This is a genomic window from Lysobacter sp. Root76 (assembly GCF_001428685.1).
Classification (GTDB): domain Bacteria; phylum Pseudomonadota; class Gammaproteobacteria; order Xanthomonadales; family Xanthomonadaceae; genus Lysobacter.
Genome location: NZ_LMIK01000008.1, coordinates 196255 through 220661 on the forward strand (window position 1 = coordinate 196255; position 24407 = coordinate 220661).

The window sequence follows — 24407 nt, forward strand, 5'->3', positions numbered from 1 at the left end:
ATCAAGGTTTTGATGGCTTTCGCATATTCTCAATTGCCTCTCTTATCGCGCGATCTGCCTCCTCCTCAGCCTCTCTTTGTCGCCTCTGGTAATCAACTAAGAACTCATCTAGCGAGGCGACGAAGGTTCTTGCACAGGCATTCTCCTCACCCATTCCGCACAAACCGACTACTTGAGTCAGGTAGTTCTCATGAGGGAAGGCTTCTTGCGTTACGACCGCCGAATATATGGTGGTCCTAGTTGCTTCTTTGCTCGGCGGTAGGCACATGAAGTGAATGATGTACTCCCCTTTGCCCTTGGAATCAGAGAGTCTCAACCAAGTAGATCTACGAATGCCCTCTTTAACTTCATAGACCATTCGCGTTCCAAGGAGATCCTCTGAGCAATTAGGGTTCACGAACACGGTTGTGTATTTCTGTTCCTCAGCCGAGAGATTGGCAGAGTGGAGAAATGTAACTGCGAAGAGTGCAATGAATAGTCTTGCGTCCATCGGGTTACTCCACATTGGCGCCTAACACCTTATAGGCCTCGGATCGAAACATACCGCAGCAGCAACGTTGACACGTCCCCTTGCTGCTCAGGCTGCTGCGGCTGCTCGCCCCACGATCTGGCACAACAACGGGCAGCGGAGGTTCAAATTGAGTTTGCCGACTTGGAGATTTCCGGCCACAAACTGGCCGACTGCGACGTAGGGCGTCACCTGTTCTTGCCCCCTTTTTTGCCGCCAACATTGATCGTCAGAGGCGCGTGATTCGTCTGGCTGCCAGTGACAACCTGGCCTTGCTCGCCACCGCTGATGACGGTGGCTGGCGCGGAGACTGAAGTAGCGAGCACCGCAAGCGCCGCCGCCCGAAGTTCGGGCGTTGCGGTACGAAATCGTCGAAGCAGTTCCGCCTCATCGCCCGCGAGCGCCGACGATGGTGCCGCCGTTAGGACGAACTGCACATCGACGCCGTGCATTTGCACGAGCGCGAGATATTCCGCGTTTGGCGACGACTGCCCCGCTTCATATTTCAGCTGCGCCTGCTTACGCACGCCGCCGATATCGGCCATTTGCTGTTGGGTGAGGCCCAGTCGCTTCCTTTCCTGCCTGAGCCGGTCGCCCGACTCCTCCCTGTATATGCCCTCTGAGTACGCCATTACGTTCCTTGACTGTTGACAGGTACGTTTTCGCGTACTACTGTCTATCCCGAATTGCACACTTTTTACCCCCGCAGGTATGCAAAACGCAAAGCGACTCCAGCTCGCCTATGCCGCCGCCCGGCTATCTGAACTGCACGCGATCGTCGAAGTGGCCGCTGGCGGCGACGTGCGCGGCACGCTGACCTACGTGTGTGGCCAGTTCGAAAAGTCGACCGAGTTCAAAGAGTTGGCCAAGGAGACCCAGCGCGACTACCGCTGGTGCGCCGACACGGCGAAGGAATACGTGCTCAAGGACGGTTCGAAGCTGGGGCAGATGCCGGTGGCGCGCATGACGCTGCCGATGATGCAGCGCCTGGTGGAGACGCTGGCCAGCGGCCGCGAAGCCACGAAGCTGCAGCCCGCCATCCAGCCGCGGCCGAGCAAGGCCAATCACGTGCTGCGCTACCTGCGCAGGATGTTCGCCTGGGGAATGCGCTTTGGCCTGTGCGAGCACAACCCCGCTCGCGGCGTGCGCCAAGTGACTGAACGGGGTGAGTTCCGCATGCCCGAGCCCGAGGAGTTCGCCGCAGTGCTGAAGTTCGCCAGGGAGCGCGGCCAGCGCAAGGCGCACACTGAGGGAAGCGTCGCGCCCTACCTGGCCCCGGTGATGGTGCTGGCCTACAACCTTCGCCTGCGCGGGATCGAGGTCAACACCCTGACCGATGCTCACGCCGATGACGTCGGGATCCGCAGCAACCGCCGGAAGGGCTCACGCGACAACTTAACGCTGTGGAATGACGAACTACGCGAGGCCTGGACGTTCCTGCAGGCCTATCGGAAGCGGGTCGTTGAAGAGAGCCGGTTGCCGATCCCATTGCGCCCAGAGCAGCGGCGACTGCTGGTAAATCAGTCGGGGACGCCCCTGACGAAATCGGCGCTCGATAGCGCCTGGCAACGCATGATTGGCATGGCGATCACCGCGAAGGTCATCACCGAGGTCCAGCGCTTTTCACTCCATGGGCTTAAGCACCGCGGCGTGACCGACACCGTGGGCAACATCGGCGACAAGCAGGATGCCGCTGGGCACGTCGAACGCAAGATGACACAGCGCTACGCGCACGATCTGCCGGTGGTATCGCCGCCGAAAAGGCAGAAGTAGCGGGTCATCGACGCCGCTTCGCTTCTCGCTCAGCGGCCGCGCGATCACGCGAGTCCTTAAGGGCTTGGCGCATGGAGTCCAGGTTATCGATGCACCAAAGGCCATCTATGCAGCGGAAGCGCCCTGTAAGCACCGCGTCAAGGAGCTGCGGTACGCTCGCCGAGAAGAAACCCGCCCCCGTAATTGTCGGATCCGGCTCTAGCTCAAGCCGCGCGACCGGCACATCTGCGAGGCACGGCGAGAAATGTCCTTCTGGGGGGAACTTGCCGCCGAATTCTGTCCTCAGCCGCTCCTTTCCCATGCTCTTGCAAAGGGTGTGATAGCGATCGGAGCGCAGCAGCCATAATCCCAGCACACCTGCAGCGCGGTAGCGCTCCTGTCGATCGCGGTAGTCGCGCAACGACTGGTAGGAGCGTTGGATCTCGACGGCTAGTTTCACCGACCCGCGCTCTGCCCACACGTCGGCTTGCCAGCGGCCCCGATCGCCGGACCCGGGCTCCTCCATCGACGCGGTGCACCCCAGGTCCTCCAGCGCGCTGCGCACCAGGATCTTGGCAGCCTGATGCCATTGGCTTTCCTCTGACGAGCTACAGGCGCCACTGGCGTGCGCGAAGAAGGGATGGCCGTTAGGACTCAACTTGGGGATCGCTGGCGAAGGGCAGCACGGCATGACCAACTCGCCGACTGAGTAGGTGCGCTGCAGTTGCTCCCATTCAGTGCGAGTCATACGCAATGCGTTGACAACGCCATCGCCGCCAACGCGACGTGCTTCCACGAACTGAACCATGGCCCACCTGGATCCGCTGGCCGCTTCGAGCGGCGGAGTCGATAGCGTGCCGATTTTCCCGGCAATTTTCCCGATGGCAATAAAAAAGGCACTTAGGGGAGACCTAAGTGCCTGTTTTGTTTGGTGGGCCGTCAAGGATTCGAACCTTGGACCTATTGATTAAGAGTCAACTGCTCTACCAACTGAGCTAACGGCCCGGTACATCAGGAGCGAAATTGTATCAGAAGCTTTTCGGTCCTTACAACAATGGGGTGGCTGAGGGGACTCGAACCCCCGACATCTGGAATCACAATCCAGTACTCTAACCAGCTGAGCTACAGCCACCATAAAACGTAGACATACAACGCAAATCTGTTGCGAACTTGGCGCGCCCGGCGGGAATCGAACCCACAACCACCGGCTTAGAAGGCCGGTGCTCTATCCAGTTGAGCTACGGGCGCCAGTCCAACCATCTTAACTGACGCCCCAGCCTGAGTAGCGGATGGTCGGGGCAGAGGGATTCGAACCCACGACATCCAGCTCCCAAAGCTGGCGCTCTACCAGGCTGAGCTATACCCCGAGCCGGGGCTTCCGTTGCGCGCCAACGCCGCGAAAGGTCGAGTAGTTTGGGCGGCGGCATCGCCGCTGTCAACGAGGCAGCGACGATCCGGCGGCGTGTATGCTCCCGGCATCGTGAACATCCGTTCATTCGGCACATCAGGGGCATAGATATGCGCAGCGGCAATCCGGCATTGAAGGAATCGACCTTTCTCGACCTCGGCACCGGTTCGGTGGTTCAGGGCGACAGCCAGGCGATGAGCTTGAACGGCACGGTCAACAAGACCGGCCTGCTGTTGCTGCTGACTGTGATCACCGCGGCCTACGCCTGGAGCCAGATCAGCATCACCCCCGAGGGCGCCACCGGCCAGATGCCGTTCATGCTGATCGGCGGCCTGGGCGGCCTCGTCCTGGCCCTGGTGACGGTGTTCAAGAAGACCTGGGCGCCGGTGACCGCGCCGGCGTACGCGCTGGTCGAGGGCCTGTTCCTGGGCGCGATCTCGTCGATGTTCGAGGCGCGCTTCCCGGGCATCGTGATGCAGGCGGTGATGCTGACCTTCGGCACCCTGTTCGCGCTGCTGCTGGCCTACCGTTCGGGCCTGATCAAGGCGACCGAGAACTTCAAGCTGGGCGTGGTCGCAGCCACCGGCGGCATCTTCCTGCTGTACCTGGTCAGCTTCGGCATGAGCCTGTTCGGCAAGAACATCCCCTACATCCACGAGTCCGGCCTGATCGGCATCGGCTTCAGCCTGTTCGTGGTCGTGGTCGCGGCGCTGAACCTGGTGCTGGACTTCGACTTCATCGAAACCGGCGTCGAGCAGCGCGCACCCAAGTACATGGAGTGGTACGCCGCGTTCGGCCTGATGGTGACCCTGGTGTGGCTGTACGTCGAGTTCCTGCGCCTGCTGTCGAAGCTGCAATCGCGCAACTGAGCCCGACGCTCGGCCGCAACGAAGAAGGGGCGCAATCGCGCCCCTTTTTTTGCCTGCTTTCTTTTGACGGGCGGCCGCTCAGCCCTGCCCTTCGGCCGCTTGCGCGAGTGGCTGCGGCGCGCGCTTGCGCGAGGACCACAGCATCGCGGCGAGGGTGATCGCGCCCAGCAGCCAGCTGTAATGCACGCTGCCGGCCAGCGCCAGCGGCGAGACCGCGCCCAACGAGGCCGCCAGCAGGATCTGCGCGCCGTAGGGCAGCACGCCCTGGATCACGCAGGCGAAGATGTCGAGCACGCTGGCCGCGCGCGCCGGCGGCACGCCGTGCTGCTGGGCGATGTCGCGGGCCAGGCCGCCGCTGATCAGGATCGCGACGGTGTTGTTGGCGGTGAACACGTCGGTGGTCGCCGACAGCGCGGCGATGCTGAGTTCGCCGGCGCGCCGGCTCTTGTGCCCGCGCGCGAAGCGGCCGATCGCCTGCGCCAGCCAGGCCAGGCCGCCGGTCGCCTTCATCAGCGCGCCCAGGCCGCCGACCAGCAGCGACAGCAGGGTGATTTCGATCATGCTCTCGAAGCCGTCCCAGATATGCCCGGCGTAGGCGGCCAGACCGAAATCCTCGGCAAGGAAGGCGCCGAACGCGCCGGCCACCACCAGGCCCACGCTCAGCACCACGATCACGTCGACGCCGGCCAGGGCCAGGCCCAGCACGATCAGGTACGGCACGATCAGCCAGGCCGAGACCGGCTCCAGCGGCGCGACCGGCGCGGTCTCGCCGACGAAGCCGAGCACGACCACGGTCAGCAGCGCGGCCGGCAGCGCCAGCTTGAAGTTCTCGCGGAACTTCTCGCGCATGGTGCAGCCCTGTGTGCGGGTGGCGACGATGGCGGTGTCGGAGATCACCGACAGGTTGTCGCCGAAGGTGGCGCCGCCGATCACCGCGCCCAGCACCAGCGCCCGGTCCAGGCCGGAGGCGTCGGACACGCCCAGCGCGATCGGCGCGACCGCGGCGATGGTGCCCATCGAGGTGCCCAGCGACAGCGAGATGAAGCCGGCGACCACGAACAGGCTCGGCAGCAGCAGCGCCGGGTGCACGTGACCGATACCGAGCGAGACGATCGCGTCGACCGCACCGATCGCCTTGGACACTTCGACGAAGCCGCCGGCGAGCAGGAAAATCAGGCACATCAGCACCACGTTGCTGTCGCCCATGCCTTCCAGCAGCGTGTCCAGCGGCTTGAGCTTGCGGCGCCAGGCGATGAACGCGGCCAGCGCCAGCGCCGGCAGGATCGCGACCGGCGCGCGCAGCTGATAGAAGCCCATCGCTTCGCCGTGGGTGGTGAAGTAGATCCCGGCACCGAAGAACAGGGCCAGGAACAGCAGCAGGGGCGTCAGCGCGAGCGCGCTGGGGCGGACCGGGGCATTCATCGCTTCATCCGAATGGAACAATTTACCCGTCTATTTTGCAGTGCAACATGGGCGGTGTCGAGGGCTGGGGCTAGGGGCTGGGGTTGAGGTTCATGCAGCCCTGGCATGTGCGGCCCTCACCCCAACCCCTCTCCCGCTTGCGGGAGAGGGGTTGGGGCGCGGATGCGTCGCTTACCTCCCAAACGCAACGAGGCGCCCGAAGGCGCCCCGTTGCGGTACCGCGTCGGCCGAGATCAGGCCGTGGCGCGGCTCGCGATCGCCTTGGCGAACGACAGCGTATTGCCCTCGCCACCCAGGTCCGGGGTCAGCGAATCCTTGGCTTCGAGCGTGGCGACGATGGCCTCGCGCAGCTTGGTCGCCTTCTCCGGCTGGCCGAGGTGGTCGAGCATCTGCGCCGCGCCCAGCAGCAATGCGCAGGGGTTGGCGATGCCCTTGCCGGCGATGTCCGGGGCCGAGCCGTGCACGGCTTCGAAGATCGCCGCGTCGGTGCCGATATTGGCGCCCGGGGCCAGGCCCAGGCCGCCGACCAGGCCGGCGCAGAGGTCGGAGATGATGTCGCCGAACAGGTTGGTGGTGACGATGATGTCGAACTGCTCCGGACGCATCACCAGCTGCATGCAGGTGTTGTCCACGATCATCTCGTTGCACTGGATGTCCGGGTACTGCTGCGCCACTTCGCGCGCGGTCTTCAGGAACAGGCCCGAGGTCGACTTCAGGATGTTGGCCTTGTGCACCACCGTGACTTTCTTGCGGCCGGTCTTGCGGGCCAGGTCGAAGGCGTAGCGCACGATGCGCTCGGAGCTGCGGCGGGTGATCTTCTGGGTCAGCAGCGCGGTCTCGCCGTCTTCCGACAAGGACTGGCCTTCGCCGATGTAGGCGCCTTCGGTGTTCTCGCGCACGGTGATCAGATCGACGCCGCTCGGGAAGCGCGACTTGGTGTTCGGGAACGACTTGGCCGGACGCACGTTGGCGTACAGGTCGAAGCGCTTGCGCAGCTCGACGTTGATCGAGCTGAAGCCTTCGCCGACCGGCGTGGTCAACGGGCTCTTCAAGGCGATGCGGTTCTTGCGGATCGAGTCCATGGTCGCGGCCGGCAGCAGTTCGCCGTGCTTTTCCAGTGCGACCAGGCCGGCATCGGCGAATTCGTAGCTCAGACCGAGGTTCATCGCGTCGAGCACGTGCAGGGTGGCGTCCATGATCTCCGGGCCGATGCCGTCGCCACGGATGACCGTAATGGTTTGCGTCATGAGGGAAGTCTTCCAACGATAGGGCGCGGCGCAAGCGGCGCGGCGCACGAGGTGTGAGCCCCGTAATTATGCCGGAAGCGGCTCCGCCCTGCATTCGGCGGCGTATTGGACGATGGTCGGGGGCGGCCAACGGCCCGACTCGGCCAGGTCGGGCACGTCGTTCAGGCGGGTGCGCAGCAGGACGGCCTGCGGCGGGAGCGGCGGGAGCCGCGATCGCGACATCCAGCCGGCGCCGTCGTTGAGATATCGCGATCGCGGCTTACGCCGCTCCCACAGGAATCGACCGGGAATCAGCCGTGGTCGTGCCCGGCCGGCGCCTGGGCGTCGCCCTGCTCCAGCCGGTCGAGGAAATCGACCGCGCGGCGCAGGTGCGGGATCACGATGGAACCGCCGACCACCAGGCCGACCGAGAAGGCCTCGAACATCTCGTCGCGGTTGACCCCGGCTTGCTTGCACTGGGCGACGTGGTAGCTGATGCAGTCGTCGCAACGCAGCACCATCGAGGCGACCAGGCCCAGCAGTTCCTTGGTCTTCAGGTCCAGCGCGCCGGGCTGGTAGGTCTGGGTGTCGAGGGCGAAGAAGCGCCGCACGACCTGGTTGGGTTCGGCCAGGATGCGTTCGTTCATGCGCTTGCGGAAGGCGGTGAACTCGGCGACGCGGTCGCTTTCGGTACTGTCGTTGCTCACGGAAACTCCTTGAATGAGGGGCGCGGGATGAGGGGCGCGCTTGCCGTCGATGGCGTTGGCGTTTCGGCGTGCGGATCGTCCGGCTGGTTCATTCCCGGCCGGGCGTTCGCGGGCGCAGGCGGCCGTGCCGCCCGGCGCGCCCGCTCAACCCGCCAGCAGGGGTTCGAGACCGCCGGCGCGATGCAGCGCGATCATGTCGTCGTAGCCGCCGACGTGGGTGCCGCGGATGAAGATCTGCGGCACGCTGGTGCGGCGGGTCAGGCTCATCATCTTCTCGCGCTGCGCCGGGTCCAGGTCGATCCGGACCTCGGTCCAGGACTCGCCCTTGCTCTTGAGGAAGTTCTTCGCGGCGACGCAATAGGGGCAGATCGCGGTGGTGTAGATCACGATCTTCTCGGCCGATCCGGTCGGCGCGGTGTCGGTGACGCTCAAGACGATTCTCCTGATGAAACTCGGCGGGGTGCTTGCGGTCGAATATGGGCCCGCACGGTGCGCCATTAAACCGCGCCTGCGGAACGCTGTCGTCCACCGGTGCCTTCCGCGGCCCGGCCGGGCTCCGATTAATGGACGATTCACCCCGCCGGGCATGGCGGACCGCATCCTGCCGTGCGAACGTGCACCTGCCGTCCGCGCCACCCGCGACCGAGGAACGCCTGCTTGCGCCGCATCGCCCTGCTCTCCGCCGCCATCACCCTCGCCGTCGCCAGCGTCTGCGCGCCGGCCCAGGAATCGAGCCTGCCCGACATCGGCTCGTCCGCGGGCGAACTGCTGACCCCGGCCCAGGAGCGCGAATACGGCGCGATGATGCTGGCGCAGCTGCGCCACTACGACTACCTGCTGGAAGACCCGCTGATCAACAGCTGGCTCGACACCCTGGGCACGCGCCTGGCCGCCAGCAGCGACCGCCCGCGCCAGCCCTTCACCTTCTTCGTGATGCGCCAGCGCCAGATCAACGCCTTCGCGACCCTGGGCGGCTACATCGGCGTCAACGTCGGCCTGGTGCTGGCGGCCGAGCGCGAGGACGAAGTGGCGGCGGTGCTCTCGCACGAAATCGCCCACGTCACCCAGCAGCACGTGCTGCGCGGGGTCGAGCGCGCCCAGCGCGACCAGTTGCCGATCCTGCTGGCGATGCTGGGCGCGATCGTCGCGGCCCAGGCCGCCGGCGGCAATTCCGCCGACGCCGCCGCCCAGGCCGCGATGGTCTCGGCGATGGGCCTGATGCAGCAGCGCCAGATCGACTACACCCGCTCCAACGAGTCCGAAGCCGACCGCCTGGGCATCCAGACCCTGGCCCGCAGCCAGTACGATCCGGCCGCGATGGCGGACTTCTTCGCCAAGATGCAGGCCAAGTCGCGCAGCAACGCGGCCGGCTACTACGGCCCCACCCCCGATTACCTGCTGACCCACCCGGTCACCACCACCCGCATCAGCGAGGCCAAGGCGCGCGCCGAGCAGATCGCCCGCAGCACCGTGGTCGCGACCACGACGACGCCGAACGCCACCCGCAACGAACGCATCCCCAAGAACGGCTACAGCCTGCCCGGCGACGCGCGCGGCCTGGACAACCCGTTGCTGCCCGGCACGCTGAAGCTGCAGGGCTACGAGCTGTCCGGCGGCGAAACCGGCTTCTTCGAGTTCGCCCGCGAACGCATGCGCGTGCTCAGCGCCGAATCGCCGCGCGACGCCATCGCCGAATACGAGCGCCTAGGCAAGGGTAAGCTCGACGACGCCCAGCGCTATGGTCTGGCGGTGGCGCGGATGCGCGCCAACCAGGCCGCCGCCGCGGCGCCGGTGTTCGCCGAATTGCTGCAGGAACACCCCGACCACCTGTGGCTGAGCCTGGCCCTGAGCGAGGCCGAATCGCTGAGCGGTAAGGCCGTCTCGGCCGACGCCCGCTTCGACTCCCTGCTGCGGCAGATGCCGAACAACCGCGCCGTGGCGCTGACCTATGCCCGCTCCCTGTCGGAGCGCAATACGGTCGAGGCCGGCAAGCGCGCCCAGGCGGTGCTGCGTCCGCTGCTGGGCGCGGCCAGCGAGGACGCGGTGTTCCAGCAAGTGTTCGCACGCGCCTGTGAGATTGCGGGCGACCCGATCCGCGCCGGCGAGGCCTATGCCGAGGCCGCCTATCTGGGCGGTCGCCCGGAACAGGCCCTGGTCCAGCTGAACACACTGAAGAAGCGTCCGGAGCTGGATTACTACTCGCGCGCCCGGATCGAAGCCCGGATCGCCGCCATCACCCCGACCGTGCTGGAATTGCGGCGCCAGGGCGTGAAGGACGAGGACCTGCGGCGTCGCTGAACGGCTCTCGCCGGTCCTTGACCGGTCCTGGCCGCTCCTGACCGGATTTGTAACGTGTGACAGTCTGCTCCAGGGTCGCCGGTCCGCTCGCGACGGGCGCCCCGCGGTGGCGCTTTTGCCCAGCCAATCCCAAATCCCGCATCCCGCGCGCCGGCCTTTGCGACAGTGTCACGCGGACGTCATAAAACGGTAGTGTACTGACGCGGTTTCAAGGAAGAGCCCCGTTTCCACTCCCCCCGGTGACCGCGTGCAGAAGCGCATTTTGATAGTCGAAGACGAACCCGCCATCCGCGACATGGTGTCTTTCGCCCTGCGCAAGGGCGAGTACGACCCGATCCATGCCGGCGATGCGCGCGAGGCCCAGGCGGCGATCGCCGACCGCGTCCCCGACCTGATCCTGCTCGACTGGATGCTGCCCGGCACCAGCGGCCTGGAACTGGCCCGGCGCTGGCGCAAGGAATCGCTGACCCGCGAAATCCCGATCATCATGCTGACCGCGCGCGGCGAAGAGAACGACCGCGTCGGCGGCCTCGAAGCCGGCGTCGACGATTACGTGGTGAAACCCTTTTCGGCGCGCGAACTGCTGGCGCGGATCCGTGCCGTGCTGCGGCGCTCGCGCGAGGACGACGAGGACGGCAGCGTCGGCATCGGCCCGCTGCGCATCGACGGCGCCGCCCACCGCGTGTTCGCCCAGGGCGACGGCGGCGACCAGGCGGTGCAGATCGGTCCGACCGAGTATCGCCTGCTGCACTTCTTCATGACCCACCCCGAGCGCGTGTACTCGCGCACCCAGCTGCTCGATCACGTCTGGGGCGGCAGCGTCTACGTCGAGGAGCGCACGGTCGACGTGCACATCCGCCGCCTGCGCAAAACCCTGGAACCGCACCGTCTCGACGGCATGGTCCAGACCGTGCGCGGCGCCGGTTATCGTTTTTCTGCCTCACTCGCCGCGTAAGCTTGGCGGGTATGCCACCCCGCGCCCGATCCGCCTGGTTCCGCACCCTGGGACAGCTGCTGCTGATCCTGGCGGCCGCGGCCGTGGCCGGGCTGCTGATCGGCCAGCCGTGGCCGACCGTGACCCTGGCGGCGCTGGGCGTGGTCGCCTGGCACTACTGGCGGCTGCGGCGCGTGCTGATCCGGCTGACCGCGCGCCAGCGCCTGACCCCGCCGCTGGGCGAAGGCATCTGGAACGAACTGGACCGGCTGCTGCACCGCAGCCAGGCCGAGATGCGCGGCCGCAAGCGCCGCCTGATCGAAATGTTGCGCGCCTACCGCGCCGCCGCCGCGGCGCTGCCCGACGCGATCGTGGTGGTGGAGCGCAACAGCCAGCGCATCCAGTGGTTCAACGAAGCCGCCAACGGCCTGCTCGGCCTGCGCTACCCGCGCGATATCGGCGGTTCGCTGTCGCAGAAGCTGCAGCCGCTGCAGCTCGCTCACTGGCTGGCCGCCGGACGTAACGCCGAGCCGCTGGAAGCGTCCTCGCCGTGGAACCCGGCCGCGACCCTGAGCCTGCGCCTGATTCCCTACTCCGAAAATCTGTGGCTGCTGGTCGCCCGCGACGTCAGCCGCCTGTTGCAGCTGGAGCAGATGCGCCGCGACTTCGTCGCCAACGTCTCGCACGAACTGCGCACGCCGCTGACCGTGGTCCACGGCTATCTGGACATGCTCGACCCCAGCGAACACCCGGACTGGGCGCCGATGCTGGCCGAGATGCAGCGCCAGTCGCAGCGCATGACCCAATTGGTCGAAGACCTGCTGATGCTGTCGCGGCTGGAGTCGCAGGACAGCCTGCCGGCCGAGGAGACCGTGGCCATGTCCTCGATGCTGTCCACGCTCAAGCGCGAAGCCATGGCGCTGAGCCAGGGCCGGCACGAGATTGCGATGGAAGACCTGGCCGGGGTCGACCTGTGGGGCTCCAACAAGGAGCTGCATAGCGCGTTTTCGAACCTGGTCAGCAACGCGATCCGCTATACCCCCGCCGGCGGCTCGATCCGGATCCGCTTCCGCCCCGAACATCAGGGCATGGGGCGCGGGGTGTTGCTGGAAGTGATCGACAGCGGCTATGGCATTCCGGCCGCGCACCTGCCGCGCATCACCGAGCGCTTTTACCGCGTGTCCACCAGCCGTTCGCGCGAGAGCGGCGGCACCGGCCTGGGCCTGTCCATCGTCAAGCACGTGCTCAACCTGCACCAGGCGCGGCTGGAAATCGTCAGCGAGGTCGGCCGCGGCAGCACCTTCGCCTGCCATTTCGGCAGCGACCGCGTACGCAGCCGCGACGCCTATCTAGATAACCTGTCCGAAGCTTTGCCCTGAACCCCTCCAGCGCGCCCAGCCTGTGAACCTCGAGTCCGCCATGAACGCCGCCCTCACCAACGCGCTGTCCGACGCCAGCAACGACCCGCTGCGCGACCCCGGCCTGTATTTCAACCGCGAACTGTCGCAGCTGGACTTCAACTTCCGCGTGCTGGCCCAGGCGCAGGATCCGCAGGTGCCGCTGCTGGAGCGCCTCAAGTATCTGTGCATCTCCTGCACCAACCTCGACGAATTCTTCGAGATCCGCGCCGGCACCCTGCGCCATGCCCAGGACCTGGGCCTGACCCCGGGCGCCGACGGCCTCGCGCCGGCGACCGTCCTCTCGCGCATCCACGACCGCGCCGCGGAACTGGTCAAGGCGCAGTACGAATGCTGGAACGAGGTCGTGCGCCCGGCCCTGCGCGACGCCGGCGTGCGCGTGCTCGGCCGCGACTCCTGGAACGAGGCCCAGACCCAGTGGCTGCGCGCCTATTTCCGCGACGAGATCATGCCGGTGCTGTCGCCGCTGGGCCTGGACCCGGCGCATCCGTTCCCGAAGATCCTCAACAAGTCGCTCAACATCGTGGTGGTGGTGGAAGGCAAGGACGCGTTCGGCCGTGCCGGCAACCTCGCCATCGTGCGCGCGCCGCGCTCGCTGCCGCGCATCATCCAGATGCCCGAGAACGTCTCCGGCGGCAGCCACGACTTCGTATTCCTGTCCTCGGTGCTGTCGACCTTCGTCGACGAGCTGTTCCCGGGCATGAAGGTCAAGGGCGCCTACCAGTTCCGCGTGACCCGCAACTCCGAGCTGCTGGTCGACGAGGAAGAAGTCGACAACATCGCCCTGGCCCTGCGCGACGAACTGATCGGGCGCGGCTACCTGCGCGCGGTGCGGCTGGAGATCGCCGAGCAGTGCCCGAAGCCGATCGTGCGCAGCCTGCTCGAGAACTTCGACCTGCCCGAGAACGCGGTCTACCGCATCAACGGCCCGGTCAACCTCAATCGCGTGATCCAGGTCTACGACCTGGTCCAGCGCCCCGACCTCAAGTTCCCGCCCTACCAGCAACGCCAGCTGCCGGGCATCGAGAACATGTTCGACAAGGTCGCCGCCGGCGACGTGCTGCTGCACCATCCCTTCGAAGCGTTCACGCCGGTACTGGAACTGATCCGCCAGGCGGCCGAAGACCCGAACGTGCTGGCGATCAAGCAGACCCTGTACCGCGCCGGCAAGGACTCGCCGATCGTCGAACAGCTGGTCCAGGCCGCGCGCAACGGCAAGGACGTGACCGTGGTGGTCGAGCTGCGCGCGCGCTTCGACGAAGAGGCCAACCTCGGCCTCGCCGACCGCCTGCAGGAAGCCGGCGTGCAAGTGGTGTACGGCGTGGTCGGCTACAAGACCCACGCCAAGATGCTGCTGATCGTGCGTCGCGAAGGGCGCAAGCTGAAGCGCTACGTGCATCTGGGCACCGGCAACTACCACAGCGGCACCGCGCGCGCCTACACCGACTTCGGCCTGATCACCGCCGACGCGGACATCGGCAACGACGTGCACCTGATCTTCCAGCAGTTGTCCGGCCTGGCGCCGTCGCTGAAGCTCAAGCGCCTGCTGCAATCGCCGTTCACCCTGCACGCCGGCGTGCTCAAGCGCATCGATCGCGAGACCAGGCACGCGCGCGCAGGCAAGCCCGCGCGCATCGTCGCCAAGATGAACGCCCTCAACGAGCCGCAGGTCATCCGCGCGCTGTACCTGGCCTCGCAGGCCGGCGTGCAGATCGACCTGATCGTGCGCGGCGCCTGCACCCTGCGTCCCGGCGTACCCGGCGTGTCGGAGAACATCCGCGTGCGCTCGATCGTCGGCCGCTTCCTCGAACACCATCGCGTCTACTGGTTCGACAACGACGGCGAGCCCGACCTGTTCTGCTCCAGCGCCGACTGGCTGGAACGCAACCTGCTGCGCCGGGTCGAAACCGGCTTCCCGATCCTCGACCCCGGCCTGGCCGAACGCGTCTACGACGAGGCCCTGAGCAACTACCTCGCCGACAACACCAGCGCCTGGGCATTGAGCGCGGACGGCGCCTACGAACGCGTGGTACCGCAGGGCGATGCCGCCCCCCATTCCGCTCAGGGTGCTTTATTGGCGAAAATCTGCGGATGAACGACGCCTACCCGACCACCGCCCTGCCGCTCGAAGACGGCGACCTGCTCGCCGCCGTCGACCTGGGGTCGAACAGTTTCCACATGGTGGTCGCGCGTTACGTGCTGGGCCAGCTGCGCACCGTCGACCGTCTGCGCGAGACCGTGCGCATGGCCGAGGGCCTGGACCGCAAGGGCGGACTCGCCCCGGAAGTGCGCCAGCGCGCGCTGGAATGCCTGTCGCGCTTCGGCCAGCGCATCCGCGACGTGCCGCCGCAGCGGGTGCGCGCGATCGCCACGAATACCGTGCGCCGCCTGGCGGCGCCGCAAAGTTTCCTGATGCCGGCCGAAACCGCGCTCGGCCACGCCATCGAAGTGGTCGCCGGCCGCGAAGAGGCGCGCCTGATCTACCTCGGCGTCGCCCACGCCCAGCCGTCCAAGCCCGGCGACCTGCGCCTGGTGATCGACATCGGCGGCGGCTCGACCGAATGCATCATCGGCAGCGGCTTCGAAGCGATCGAACGCGAAAGCCTGCAGCTGGGTTGCATCGCCACCACCCGCCGCTTCTTCGAAAACGGCAAGCTGTCGAAGAAGAAATGGCGCGACGCCCTGACCGAAGTCACCGCCGAGTTCCAGCAATTCGCGGGCACCTACCGCGCGCTGGGCTGGCAGGAAGCGCTGGGCTCATCGGGCACCAACAAGGCGATCGGCGAGATCTGCGCGGCGATGAAGCTGACCAAGGGCGCGGTCACCGCCGAAGCGCTGCCGATCGTGCGCGAGCGCCTGCTCCAGGCCGAGCGCATCGACCTGATCGACCTGCCCGGCCTGTCCGCCGATCGTCGCCCGGTGATCGCCGGCGGCATCCTGGTGCTGGAGGCCGCGTTCAACGCGCTCGGCCTGAGCCGGATGGCGGTGAGCAAGGCCGCGATGCGCGAAGGCGTGCTCTACGACATGCTCGGCCGCGGCGGCGCGGACGATCCGCGCGACGCGTCGGTGGCCGCGCTGATGCAGCGCTACGGCATCGACGAAGGCCAGGCCGCGCGCGTGGAGGCGACCATGCTGCGCCTGTTCGACCAGGTCGCCGGCGCCTGGGCGCTGGATCCCGACGACCGCTTGATGCTGAGCCGCGCCGCGCGCCTGCACGAACTCGGCCTGGCGATCGCGCACAGCCAGTACCACGTGCACGGCGCCTACGTGGTCGAGCATTCGGACATCTCCGGCTTCTCGCGCCAGCAGCAGCAGTTCCTGTCCGCGCTGCTGCGCACCCACCGCCGCAGCATTCCCAAGAGCGCGTTCGACGCACTGCCCGACCGCCTGCTCGCGACCGTGCGTCGCAGCGCCGCGCTGCTGCGCCTGGCAGTGCTGCTGCACCGCGCCCACGAGGCCGACCCGATCCCGCAGCTGGACGCGCACGCCGACGGCAACACCCTGACCCTGACCGTGTCCAAGCGCTGGCTGGACTCGCGTCCGCTGGTGCGCGCCGACCTCGAAGGCGAGCCGCAGGACGTGGCAGGCTTGGGCATCGCGCTGAAACTACTGGCGGCCTGAGAACCCGAAGGCGACGGCCATGCCGGCAGCCAGGACGGGCCGCCGCGGGCGATGAAAGCTCCTGAGCCATACGATTGCGCGCGCCGCGGCGCTGGCCGATCATGCCGACCGTCTGCACCATCGGAACCGCCCATGCCTCTGTCCCGTCTACGCCCTGCCCTGGTCTGGGGCTCGCTGTTGTTGGCCGCCTCGGTGCTGGGCGCCTGCGATGCCGGGCACACGGTCGACGTCGATCTGCCCAAGACCACCGCGCCGGCCGCAGACGGGGCGACGGCCAGCCGGATCCTGTACCTGCTCGACGACGGCCGTGTGTACAGCCCGCAGGGTCCGGTCGAACTGCCGCTGGCGATCCGCGCGCTGGGCCCGCCTGCGACCACCGAAGTGATCCTGCAGGGCTGCAAGGCCGACCTCGACTACCGCTACATCGCCTTCGCCCTGCGCACGCTCAAGGCCGCAGGCTACGAACGCATCACCCTCAAGGGCGGCGGCGGCCACTGCGGCTGAGCGCGCTCGCCCGGCGCGGACGCCGCATCACCGCGGTGTCTGCAGGCCGCGCCGCAGCTCCGCCGCGCGCCGCAACACTTCCGGCGGCGCGATCTCTTCGGGCGTGCGGAAGATGCCGATCCGGCGCAGCCAGCGCCCCGGCGCGCGCGCCGAAGTCAAGGCCACGATCGGCATCGCCAGCAGCAGACCGATGATCACCGGCGACATCCACGCCGCCAGCGACGGCGACACCGCATAGGCCATGAACAGCGCCAACAGCCCCAGCAGGGTCGAGCCGCCGTAACTGCGCACCAACCCCGACAGCGGCAAGGTGCCGTCGTCGCGGCGCTGCGATTCCCAGCCCGAGTCCTTGCCCGCCAGCACTTCGGCGATGCCGCGCGACTGCACGTACATGGTCACCGGCGCCATCAGCGCCGCCAGCAGGGTTTCCAGCAGCATGCTCAGCAGCGCGCGCAACGCGCCGCCGCAGCCGCGCCGGGTCGCGCTGTCGGTCATGGAGGCGACGTAGCCCATGAGCTTGGGCGCCAGCAGCACTGCCATGGTCGCCACGAACACCCAGGTGAAGCGCTCCGGGTCCTGCTCGCGCCAGTACTGGGTCGGCGAGAAGCCCGGCAGCGAGATCTGCCCCCAGACGAAGCCCGCACGCTCCAGCGGTATCGCCAGGCCGATCAGCATCAGCATCGCCCACATCGGCGCGGTGAAGTAATGGCCGATGCCGATCAGCAGATGCCAGCGGCTGACCCAGTGCAGGCCCTTGGCCGGCAGCACCGCCGTGTGCTGCAGGTTGCCCTGGCACCAGCGCCGGTCGCGCACCAGCATGTCGGTCAGCGAGGGCGGGCCTTCTTCGTAGCTGCCGGCCAGGCCCGGCACCATGTGCAAGGCCCAGCCGCCGCGACGCAGCAGCGCGGCCTCGACGAAATCGTGGCTGAGCACGGTGCCGCCGAACGGGCGGTAGCCGCGCAGTTCCGGCAGGCCCGCATGCGCGGCGAACGCGGCGGTGCGGATGATCGCGTTGTGGCCCCAGTAGTTGCTCTCGGCGCCGTGCCACCAAGCCACGCCGTGCGCGATCACCGGCCCGTACACGCGCCCGGCGAACTGCTGCATGCGCGCGAACAGGGTGTTGCCGTTGACGATCATCGGCAGGGTCTGGATCAGGGCCACGTCGGGATGGCGCTGCATCGCCACGGCCAGGCGCACGATCACCTCGCCGGTCATCAGGCTGTCGGCGTCCAGGATCAGCATCTGCGGATAGGCGCCGCCGAAGCGGCGCACCCATTCGGCGATGTTGCCGGCCTTGCGTTCGGCATTGTCGTCGCGCCGGCGGTAATACAGCCGCGCATGACCGCCGGTGCGTTCGCGCAAGGCGGCGAACGCCTCGCGTTCGGCCTGCGCGATCGGTTCGCGCGTGGTGTCGCTGAGGACGAAGAAATCGAAGCGGTCCAGATGGCCGGTGGCCGCCACCGACTCGTAGATCGCCTGCAGGCCGGCCATCAGCCGTTGCGGGTCCTCGTTGTAGGTCGGCATCAGCAGGGCGGTGCGCACGCCGGGCTCGGGCAAGGCGCCGACGGCGTCCAGGCCCAGGCGCGCGCGCCGGCGCGAAACGATCTGCACGAAACCGGCCAGCGCACTGAAGAAGGCCAGCGCGATCCAGGCGAACAGGGCCACGAACAGCAACAGCAGCAGCGCTTCGAGTACGTTGATGCCGTTGCCGCGCAGCACCCACCAGATCTGGTAGGCCGCCACGAACGTCAACAGCGCGGAGCCGCCCAGGATGTAGGCGCGGCGCCAGGCCATGCCGTGCGGCGTGGTCGGCAGCGAGGCATTGGCCAGGGCGCCCTCGCCCAAGGTCTGGATCGGCATCTCCAGCGGCGTTTCCGCCGGAAGTGCCGGCACGGGTTCGGCGCTGGCGGTCGCGCTCATGGCCGCCGTGCTCATGCGGTCCAACGATAGAGCCAGGTTTCGGACAGCGGCCCGCGCGCGTCTTCCAGGCGCATGCGCAGCTCGATGCTGCGCTCCTGGCCGGGATCGAGCTCGAACGCGACCCGCCACGTGCCGGGCGCCGGCATCGCATGCGCGACCACGTTGGCGACTGTGCCCTTGGACGCGGTCACCGCGGCGCGCGGCTCGCTGCCGGCCGGCAACGCGGCCAGCGTGCCGCCGGCGAGATCGATCACCACCCGGCGCGCGCCCTTGCCGGCGGCGCCGATGCGCGTGCCCGACACGGCCGCCAGGTTCGGCAGCCATTCGTGGCGGTCGCACCAATGCAGGCGATAGTCGTAGCGGTGTTCGCGCCCGGCCGCGAGCGGCTGCGCCGGCCGCCAATAGGCGACGATGTTGTCGTGGAATTCGTCGGCGGTCGGAATCTCGATCAGGCGCACGCTGCCCGCGCCCCAGTCTCCGACCGGCTCGACCCACAGGCTCGGCCGCTTCTCGTAGTGGGCTTCGCTGTCGGCGTAGTCGGCGAACTCGCGCTTGCGCTGCATCAGGCCGAAGCCGCGCGGCTTGAGGTCCTCGAACGCGCTCTCCTGCAGCACCGACGGGTTGTGCAGCGGGCGCCAGATCTGCTCGCCGCGGCCGTTGAGCAGGGCCAGGCCCTCGGAGTCGTGGACCGCGGGGCGGTAGTCGTCGATGCCGTTGCGATCGCTGGCGTCGAACTGGTACATGCTGGTCAGCGGCGCGATGCCGGCGCGGTCCAGCTCCACGCGCGGGTACAGGCGCATGCTCACGTCGAATACGGTTTCCGCGCCCGGTGCGATCGCGAAACGGAACGCGGCCGCGGCGCTGCGGCTGTCCATCAGCGCGTGCACGATCGCGCGCCGCGCATCGCGCGCCGGACGCTCCAGCCAGAACGCGCGGAATACCGGGAACTCCTCGCCGGCCGGGTCGGCGGTCTTGATCGCCAGGCCGCGCGCGGACAAACCGTAGGCCTGGCCCTTGGCGACGGCGCGGAAGTAGCTCGCGCCGAGGAAGGCGCAGACCTCGTCGAAATACTCGGGCCGGTTGAGCGGCGCATGCAGGCGGAAGCCGGCGTAGCCGAGGTCGTTCTCGGTCGGCGCGGCGGTGCCGGCGAAGCTGAACTGCGAAGGCCGATAGGTCACCGGCTGGGCGCGGCCGCCGCTGACGTCGTAGACATCGACGCGGTCGCGGAAGAAGAAGCCGCGATGGAAGAATTGCGCCTGGAACGGCAGGCCCAGGCCGCGCCACAAGGCCTGATCCGGGTTGTAGCGAATGCCGCGGTACTGGTCGTAGCCGATCTTCTCCAGCGAGGCGGGCAATTGCTTGGACTGCGGCTTGAACGGCTGCGCGGCCAGGGCGCGGGCGAGCGCCGGCACGGTGTCCTCGCCGAACGCGGTGGACGCGGGCGCAGCAGCGGCCTTCTCCGCATGCGCATCCGCGCCGCACAGGCCCAGCAAGGGCCACGACAGTCCGGCCAGGATCACTTCTCTTCGGCGCATGCGCGCTCCTTTCACTACGTCTGGGCGCGATTGTAGGGAGTGAGTTGTTAAGGAAGCCGCGATTTGCGGCCTGGTCCAGCTTCCGAATGTGCCCTCGATTGCAAGTAATCGTTTACAGACCTGCCTCCGCGCGCGAGAAAAAACCCCGGCTCGCGCCGGGGTCTGGGGGACGAACCAAGACGATCGCGCGTCGGTTCGAAAATCGGTGACCGGGCGTCAACGCGCGCGGGTGGCGGCGGTTGACGCGCTGGACGGTGCGCGCAGTTCGGCCAGGTCGCGACCGGCCAAGCGCAGGTTCTTGCGCAGATGCGCGCGCAGCTCGGCATCCGGGGCGTGCGGCGCGGCGCCGCCGAGGCGACGATGCAACAGACGTTCGAGCAGGTAGAGATAGGCCTCGAGGGTGCGCGGATCGACCAGTTGATGGCCGCCTTCGGCGTCCACGAACAGACTCACGTCCTTGTCCAGGGCGCGCAGCGTAGCAGCGTAATGGAGCACACTGCGGATCGGCACGCGCTCGTCGTCGCCACCGGCCAGAAGCAGCACAGGACGGCGCAGGCGCTGCGCATTGGTCACCGGCGATTGCGCGCGCAGCCTCTCGGCGATCGCGGCGTCGGCCGGATCCAGCGCGAGCAGGCGCATCGTCACCGACAGTGGAATGCCACGCGCGAGTTGATCCTGGCTGCGCGCGTACGAGCGCAGCACCCAACCGAAGTCGGCCGGCGGCACCGCGGCTACCGCGACCTTGAACAACTCCGGCTGGAAGGTCACGCCCTGCAAGGCGGAGTAACCGCCGAAGGAGGCACCGACGATGCCCACGCGCTCGCCATCGCCGACGCCCTGCGCCAGCAGGTGACGCACGCCGTCGACGATGTCCTGTTGCACGCGGCCGTTGCCGAAATCGCCCCGTCCGGCGGTCATGTAATCGCGGCCGTGGCCGGTGGAGCCGCGGAAATTGGGTTCGAACACCACGTAACCGCGATTGGCCAGCAACTGCGTCTGGGCGCTGAATTCCGGCCGGGTCAGATTGAAGGGACCGCCATGCACGTTGGCCACCAACGGCGCGCGTGCGGCATCCACGCCCGGCGGCACGGACACGAAACCGTGCAGGCGCATGCCGTCGGAGGCGCGGTAGGCGAAGGCGATCTTGCGCGCCAGGGCCGACTCAGGAATCCGCTCCACCGCGATGCGGCCGTGACGGAAGCCGGCATCGGCGAGGATCTCGCGGAAATCGCCGCCGACCGGGTCGTACAGATGCAGGCGCTCGCCCTTCTGCGAGCCGCCACGCTCGTGCACCAGCCAGCGCGCCCCGGCACCGCCGCCGACTTCGATGCGCAGGCTGCGGCCGGGGTAGCGGCGTTCGATCGCGGCGACATGGCGCTGCGCCTGCGGCGTAAGGCCGTAGTTGGCGGCCACCGTGCTGCGGTAGCTGGCGATCAGCGGCTGCCGGGTCGCGGGGTCCAGTACCACCTGGTCCAGGTCCGCTTCGGCCCGCGGGTCGGCATGGGCGGTGCGCAGACCGCCGTCCTCGCCCAGCCGCGCCAGGCGCAGGTATCCGTGACCGGCATCGCTGCTCAACCACAGGCCGTCACCGTCGTCGGCGAGGATCGAGCACCGCTGCAGTCGCTCGCAGCGCATCGCCACGCGCATGCGCGCGCCGTCCTTGCGATAGATCGTGTAGCCCTCGCCTTCGACCAGGGTCAGATGGCTCAGCTGTCCGTCAGGCGCGTAAGCGCTGTCGACGATCTCCTTGGCCGATTCGTGCAGCAGGGTCTGGCGGCCGTGCAGGTCGATGCGATAGAGCCGCCAGCGCCTGGGCAGGCGCGACACCGACGGCGGGCTCTCCAATATGATCGCTGCGGCCGGCCGCACCGGGTCTACGGCCTCGAAGCTGCGCTCCCAGCGGCCGCCGAGCTTGGCGATCGCGCCCGAGCCGGCCTGCCCCGCCGCGGCAAGGGCGTACAGCTGCCCGGACGAAGGCAGGAACAGCCAGCGGCCGTCGTGCGACCAGTTCAACGCATTCGCCTCGGTATGCGCGAGCAGCCGCTTCGGCGCGCCGCCCGCGGTCGGCAGCAACCAGACGCCGCGGTTGCGTTCGCCCTGAAGCAGATAGGCGACGTTGCGGCCGTCCGGCGACAGCCAGGCGCCGAGCAGCGCGGCCCGGGCCAGGAACCGGGCGCGTCCGAACTGCGGCGCCGGTGCGCGCGTACGCTCGACGGCGACCGCGGCGCGCAAGTCGGAAGCATCGTCGGCCTGCGCGGTCGCGAACGCGCACAGCAGCGTCGCGACCATCGCGGCCCGCCACCCTTTGCGCGCACCTATAACGCAACGCGCAGCCGACAGCATCCGCGCCTTGGCGGCGATCGGGAACTTGTTCATGGAGCCTCTCCTGCTGGACCCGCAGCGCGGCGGGTCGGCCATGGATGTGCGGATTGATTCGGAGCAGCTCAGGCAGGCGCCGCCAGCGCCAGCGGTCCTTCGTCAAGGATTTCGCGCGGCCGGCACATCAACCACAGACTCATCAGCGCCGGCAGGCCGACCACCGCACAGGCCGCAACCCAGGCGATCCTGGCGGGCAGCGACAGCGTGGTGCGCGGCAAACGCCACAGCGCGCCGAGCACGGACAACAGCAGCAGTGCGCCGGCGATGAACTTGGCCTCGCGCGGCACCGGTGGCGTCGCCATGTCGAGCGACGGCAGGTAGCCCGAGTACCAGCCCCGCGCCGCCTTCTGCACTTGGTACAGCAACGGCGAGGTGTACCAGTTCTGATAACGCCAGGCGACCGGATAGTCCATGGCCAGATCGCGGCGCGCCACCGTAGCCACCCGGCCGGCGGCGTCCACGCGCATCAACACCTGATACGGCAAGGCGCCCTCGGCGTTGTACGAGGAATGCGTGAACAGGAACGAGATCAAATAGCCGTCCAGCAGTTCCATCAGATCGACGCGCACCAGGTCGCCGGAGCGGCCCGGCAGCGGCACGCGCTGGCGCGGCGTGAGCACGCCGTCGGCGCTGTCCAGTTCGGCCAGGTCGTAGAAGTACAGCGCACGATTGCTGAGCAGGGCGGCGTTGTCGCCCATCTTGTCGATCCCGGTCAGGACTTCGCCTTGCGGCAGACGTGCGCGCGGCAGCACGCGCTGCTCGTCGCTGTCGTATTGATAGACCGCGCTGCGGCCGACCAGCAGACCTTCGGGGCCGGGCTGCACCGGCTCCGGGAAGGCGACCTGGCCGTCGACGCCGAGACTGCCGACCGCGCGCCTGTCGACCAAACTGTAGCCCTGCAAGCGCATGCTGTCGTGACTGAACACCCAGCGCACCCGACGCTCCGCGTCGTCGAATTCCATCGGCATGGCGTTGCCCAGCTGGTTGCGCTGCGGCAAGCCGCGCAGGCCGGGACCGGCGCCGAAGATCTCCGATATCTGCGCCTGCTCGCGCCACAGCACGGCCTGCGGATCGCGGCTGCGTTCCAGGCCCTTGCGTATCAGGTCCTTGCCCTCGGAGAACTCGGCCTCCTTCTCGCCGCCAGGCGGCGCGACGGCGATGTTGTTGGGGTGCGAGCCCTGCGCAATCCAGACGAACTCGACCCCGAAGCCCACCACCACCAGCGCGAACCACATCGCGAACTGCAGCGGTATCGCGATGAGCAGGGTGCCGGCGGCGGTGCGTGGCAGCGCACTCAGGTCGGGCTTGAACGCGACCAGCAGCATCGCCGCCAGCAAGATCAGCAGGTACGACTGCAAGGCGATCGCGCCCAACCCGGTGGCGCGCGCGATCAGCAGGCCCAGCAACAGCACCAGCGCCGACCAGCTGTAGCGCTTGTCCGCGAGCATCGCGTAGCTGCCCGCCAGGTAGGCGCACAGCGCGACCAGCAGGCCCGAACAGGCCAGCCACAGATGACGCAGGTCGAGTACGCGCGCGGTCATGAACTCCTGCCAGGCCTCGGCCAGCAACAGCGGCAGCAGCACCGCGACCGTCAGCAGGACCGCCCCGGCGCCGAACAGCGCCGACGCGACGCGCCAATGCGGCAAGGGCCGGTGCAGCAGGTTCAACCAGGCGTTCGGACGCCGGTAGCCGCCCATCTGGTACAGGCCCAGCAACAGGCCGCTGACCGCATAGGCGGTGCCGATGGCCTGATAGACCACGTACGACTGCTGCGCCATGTCGAGAACACGGCCCATGAAACCCAGCACGATGAGCTGCAGGCTGGCGTAGGCGATGGCCCAGGCGCGGAAGCGCAGCAGTTCGGCCTTGAACAAATCCCACATGGCGAATTCCCCGAATGAGCGAG

The 24407-nt window shown here is 67.8% G+C and carries 19 protein-coding genes and 4 tRNA genes; 8 read left to right on the forward strand and 15 right to left on the reverse strand.

Translation table 11 applies throughout. The features are described 5' to 3' along the window. Window position 1 precedes the first annotated feature (1 nt). Together ASE10_RS20350 and ASE10_RS16235 are read right to left on the reverse strand one after the other, a co-directional pair. The gene (locus ASE10_RS20350; protein ID WP_157480986.1) at window positions 2-490 is read right to left on the reverse strand and encodes a hypothetical protein; all 489 of its coding nucleotides are present in this window, start codon (window positions 488-490) and stop codon (window positions 2-4) included. Window positions 491-696: 206 nt separating this feature from the next. Then, entirely contained in the window at window positions 697-1140 is a 444-nt protein-coding gene (locus ASE10_RS16235; RefSeq protein ID WP_056305729.1) for a helix-turn-helix transcriptional regulator, read from the reverse strand. Between the two features lie 79 nt (window positions 1141-1219). On the opposite strand from ASE10_RS16235, the gene ASE10_RS16240 reads away from it, so the two are divergent. Next, window positions 1220-2281 (forward strand): integrase, encoded by a 1062-nt coding sequence (locus ASE10_RS16240; protein ID WP_235567568.1) that lies wholly within the window; start codon window positions 1220-1222, stop codon window positions 2279-2281. Window positions 2282-2285: 4 nt separating this feature from the next. Here ASE10_RS16240 and ASE10_RS16245 read toward each other — a convergent pair whose 3' ends face one another. The 5 genes from ASE10_RS16245 to ASE10_RS16265 all read right to left on the reverse strand — a co-directional run bounded on the left by ASE10_RS16245 (window position 2286) and on the right by ASE10_RS16265 (window position 3627). Next, window positions 2286-3203, reverse strand: a complete 918-nt coding sequence (locus tag ASE10_RS16245; RefSeq protein ID WP_235567569.1) for a hypothetical protein — start codon at window positions 3201-3203, stop codon at window positions 2286-2288. Continuing rightward, window positions 3190-3265, reverse strand: a tRNA-Lys gene (locus ASE10_RS16250). The genes ASE10_RS16245 and ASE10_RS16250 overlap by 14 nt, the downstream gene beginning before the upstream one ends. Window positions 3266-3315: 50 nt before the next feature. Then, window positions 3316-3392, reverse strand: a tRNA-His gene (locus ASE10_RS16255). Window positions 3393-3431: 39 nt separating this feature from the next. Then, a tRNA-Arg gene (locus tag ASE10_RS16260) sits at window positions 3432-3508 on the reverse strand. A 42-nt stretch (window positions 3509-3550) separates the two neighbouring features. Continuing rightward, window positions 3551-3627 (reverse strand) — tRNA-Pro (locus ASE10_RS16265). Window positions 3628-3778: 151 nt separating this feature from the next. Here ASE10_RS16265 and ASE10_RS16270 point away from each other — a divergent pair. After that, on the forward strand, window positions 3779-4537 hold the full coding sequence (locus ASE10_RS16270; RefSeq protein ID WP_055909559.1) for a Bax inhibitor-1/YccA family protein: 759 nt from the start codon (window positions 3779-3781) through the stop codon (window positions 4535-4537). Window positions 4538-4615: 78 nt separating this feature from the next. Here the strand turns inward: ASE10_RS16270 and ASE10_RS16275 are convergent, their stop codons facing one another. From ASE10_RS16275 to grxC, 4 genes are all read right to left on the reverse strand, one after another. Beyond that, window positions 4616-5959 (reverse strand): Na+/H+ antiporter NhaC family protein, encoded by a 1344-nt coding sequence (locus ASE10_RS16275; RefSeq protein WP_056305733.1) that lies wholly within the window; start codon window positions 5957-5959, stop codon window positions 4616-4618. A 233-nt stretch (window positions 5960-6192) separates the two neighbouring features. After that, window positions 6193-7206: an isocitrate dehydrogenase gene (locus tag ASE10_RS16280; protein ID WP_056305736.1), complete on the reverse strand. Its 1014-nt coding sequence runs from the start codon at window positions 7204-7206 to the stop codon at window positions 6193-6195. A gap of 290 nt (window positions 7207-7496) precedes the next feature. Beyond that, the gene (locus ASE10_RS16285; protein ID WP_082586134.1) at window positions 7497-7832 is read right to left on the reverse strand and encodes a carboxymuconolactone decarboxylase family protein; all 336 of its coding nucleotides are present in this window, start codon (window positions 7830-7832) and stop codon (window positions 7497-7499) included. Window positions 7833-8036: 204 nt separating this feature from the next. Further along, window positions 8037-8324, reverse strand: a complete 288-nt coding sequence (gene grxC / locus ASE10_RS16290) for a glutaredoxin 3 (protein ID WP_055909551.1) — start codon at window positions 8322-8324, stop codon at window positions 8037-8039. A gap of 225 nt (window positions 8325-8549) precedes the next feature. On the opposite strand from grxC, the gene ASE10_RS16295 reads away from it, so the two are divergent. From ASE10_RS16295 to ASE10_RS16320, 6 genes are all read left to right on the forward strand, one after another. Then, window positions 8550-10190: a M48 family metalloprotease gene (locus ASE10_RS16295; RefSeq protein WP_056305740.1), complete on the forward strand. Its 1641-nt coding sequence runs from the start codon at window positions 8550-8552 to the stop codon at window positions 10188-10190. 247 nt (window positions 10191-10437) lie between these two features. Beyond that, entirely contained in the window at window positions 10438-11145 is a 708-nt protein-coding gene (gene phoB / locus ASE10_RS16300; protein ID WP_055909545.1) for a phosphate regulon transcriptional regulator PhoB, read from the forward strand. A gap of 11 nt (window positions 11146-11156) precedes the next feature. Then, entirely contained in the window at window positions 11157-12503 is a 1347-nt protein-coding gene (gene phoR / locus ASE10_RS16305; protein ID WP_056305742.1) for a phosphate regulon sensor histidine kinase PhoR, read from the forward strand. 40 nt (window positions 12504-12543) lie between these two features. Further along, complete coding sequence (ppk1, locus tag ASE10_RS16310; protein ID WP_056103484.1) at window positions 12544-14637, forward strand: polyphosphate kinase 1; 2094 nt, start codon at window positions 12544-12546, stop codon at window positions 14635-14637. Beyond that, window positions 14634-16163, forward strand: coding sequence for an exopolyphosphatase (gene ppx / locus ASE10_RS16315; RefSeq protein WP_056305744.1), 1530 nt, complete (start codon window positions 14634-14636; stop codon window positions 16161-16163). The genes ppk1 and ppx overlap by 4 nt, the downstream gene beginning before the upstream one ends. Before the next feature lie 132 nt (window positions 16164-16295). Continuing rightward, entirely contained in the window at window positions 16296-16667 is a 372-nt protein-coding gene (locus ASE10_RS16320; protein WP_056305746.1) for a hypothetical protein, read from the forward strand. A gap of 27 nt (window positions 16668-16694) precedes the next feature. Here the strand turns inward: ASE10_RS16320 and mdoH are convergent, their stop codons facing one another. From mdoH to ASE10_RS16340, 4 genes are all read right to left on the reverse strand, one after another. Next, window positions 16695-18587, reverse strand: coding sequence for a glucans biosynthesis glucosyltransferase MdoH (gene mdoH, locus ASE10_RS16325; RefSeq protein WP_235567570.1), 1893 nt, complete (start codon window positions 18585-18587; stop codon window positions 16695-16697). An 11-nt stretch (window positions 18588-18598) separates the two neighbouring features. Further along, window positions 18599-20122 (reverse strand): glucan biosynthesis protein, encoded by a 1524-nt coding sequence (locus ASE10_RS16330; protein WP_082559923.1) that lies wholly within the window; start codon window positions 20120-20122, stop codon window positions 18599-18601. 216 nt (window positions 20123-20338) lie between these two features. Further along, window positions 20339-22498, reverse strand: coding sequence for a prolyl oligopeptidase family serine peptidase (locus ASE10_RS16335; protein WP_056305751.1), 2160 nt, complete (start codon window positions 22496-22498; stop codon window positions 20339-20341). A 68-nt stretch (window positions 22499-22566) separates the two neighbouring features. Then, window positions 22567-24384 (reverse strand): hypothetical protein, encoded by a 1818-nt coding sequence (locus ASE10_RS16340; RefSeq protein ID WP_055909521.1) that lies wholly within the window; start codon window positions 24382-24384, stop codon window positions 22567-22569. Between the last annotated feature and the right edge of the window lie 23 nt (window positions 24385-24407).

What these genes read in the sequence shown, in the direction of transcription:
- ASE10_RS16275 (WP_056305733.1), bottom strand. Translation starts at nt 5,959, where the DNA reads ATGAATGCCCCGGTCCGCCCCAGCGCGCTCGCGCTGACGCCCCTGCTG.
- ASE10_RS16235 (WP_056305729.1), bottom strand. Translation starts at nt 1,140, where the DNA reads ATGGCGTACTCAGAGGGCATATACAGGGAGGAGTCGGGCGACCGGCTC.
- ASE10_RS16270 (WP_055909559.1), top strand. Translation starts at nt 3,779, where the DNA reads ATGCGCAGCGGCAATCCGGCATTGAAGGAATCGACCTTTCTCGACCTC.
- ASE10_RS16280 (WP_056305736.1), bottom strand. Translation starts at nt 7,206, where the DNA reads ATGACGCAAACCATTACGGTCATCCGTGGCGACGGCATCGGCCCGGAG.
- mdoH (WP_235567570.1), bottom strand. Translation starts at nt 18,587, where the DNA reads ATGAGCGCGACCGCCAGCGCCGAACCCGTGCCGGCACTTCCGGCGGAA.
- ASE10_RS20350 (WP_157480986.1), bottom strand. Translation starts at nt 490, where the DNA reads ATGGACGCAAGACTATTCATTGCACTCTTCGCAGTTACATTTCTCCAC.
- ASE10_RS16240 (WP_235567568.1), top strand. Translation starts at nt 1,220, where the DNA reads ATGCAAAACGCAAAGCGACTCCAGCTCGCCTATGCCGCCGCCCGGCTA.
- phoR (WP_056305742.1), top strand. Translation starts at nt 11,157, where the DNA reads ATGCCACCCCGCGCCCGATCCGCCTGGTTCCGCACCCTGGGACAGCTG.
- ASE10_RS16340 (WP_055909521.1), bottom strand. Translation starts at nt 24,384, where the DNA reads ATGTGGGATTTGTTCAAGGCCGAACTGCTGCGCTTCCGCGCCTGGGCC.
- ppx (WP_056305744.1), top strand. Translation starts at nt 14,634, where the DNA reads ATGAACGACGCCTACCCGACCACCGCCCTGCCGCTCGAAGACGGCGAC.
- ASE10_RS16285 (WP_082586134.1), bottom strand. Translation starts at nt 7,832, where the DNA reads ATGAACGAACGCATCCTGGCCGAACCCAACCAGGTCGTGCGGCGCTTC.
- ASE10_RS16330 (WP_082559923.1), bottom strand. Translation starts at nt 20,122, where the DNA reads ATGCGCCGAAGAGAAGTGATCCTGGCCGGACTGTCGTGGCCCTTGCTG.
- ppk1 (WP_056103484.1), top strand. Translation starts at nt 12,544, where the DNA reads ATGAACGCCGCCCTCACCAACGCGCTGTCCGACGCCAGCAACGACCCG.
- ASE10_RS16320 (WP_056305746.1), top strand. Translation starts at nt 16,296, where the DNA reads ATGCCTCTGTCCCGTCTACGCCCTGCCCTGGTCTGGGGCTCGCTGTTG.
- ASE10_RS16335 (WP_056305751.1), bottom strand. Translation starts at nt 22,498, where the DNA reads ATGAACAAGTTCCCGATCGCCGCCAAGGCGCGGATGCTGTCGGCTGCG.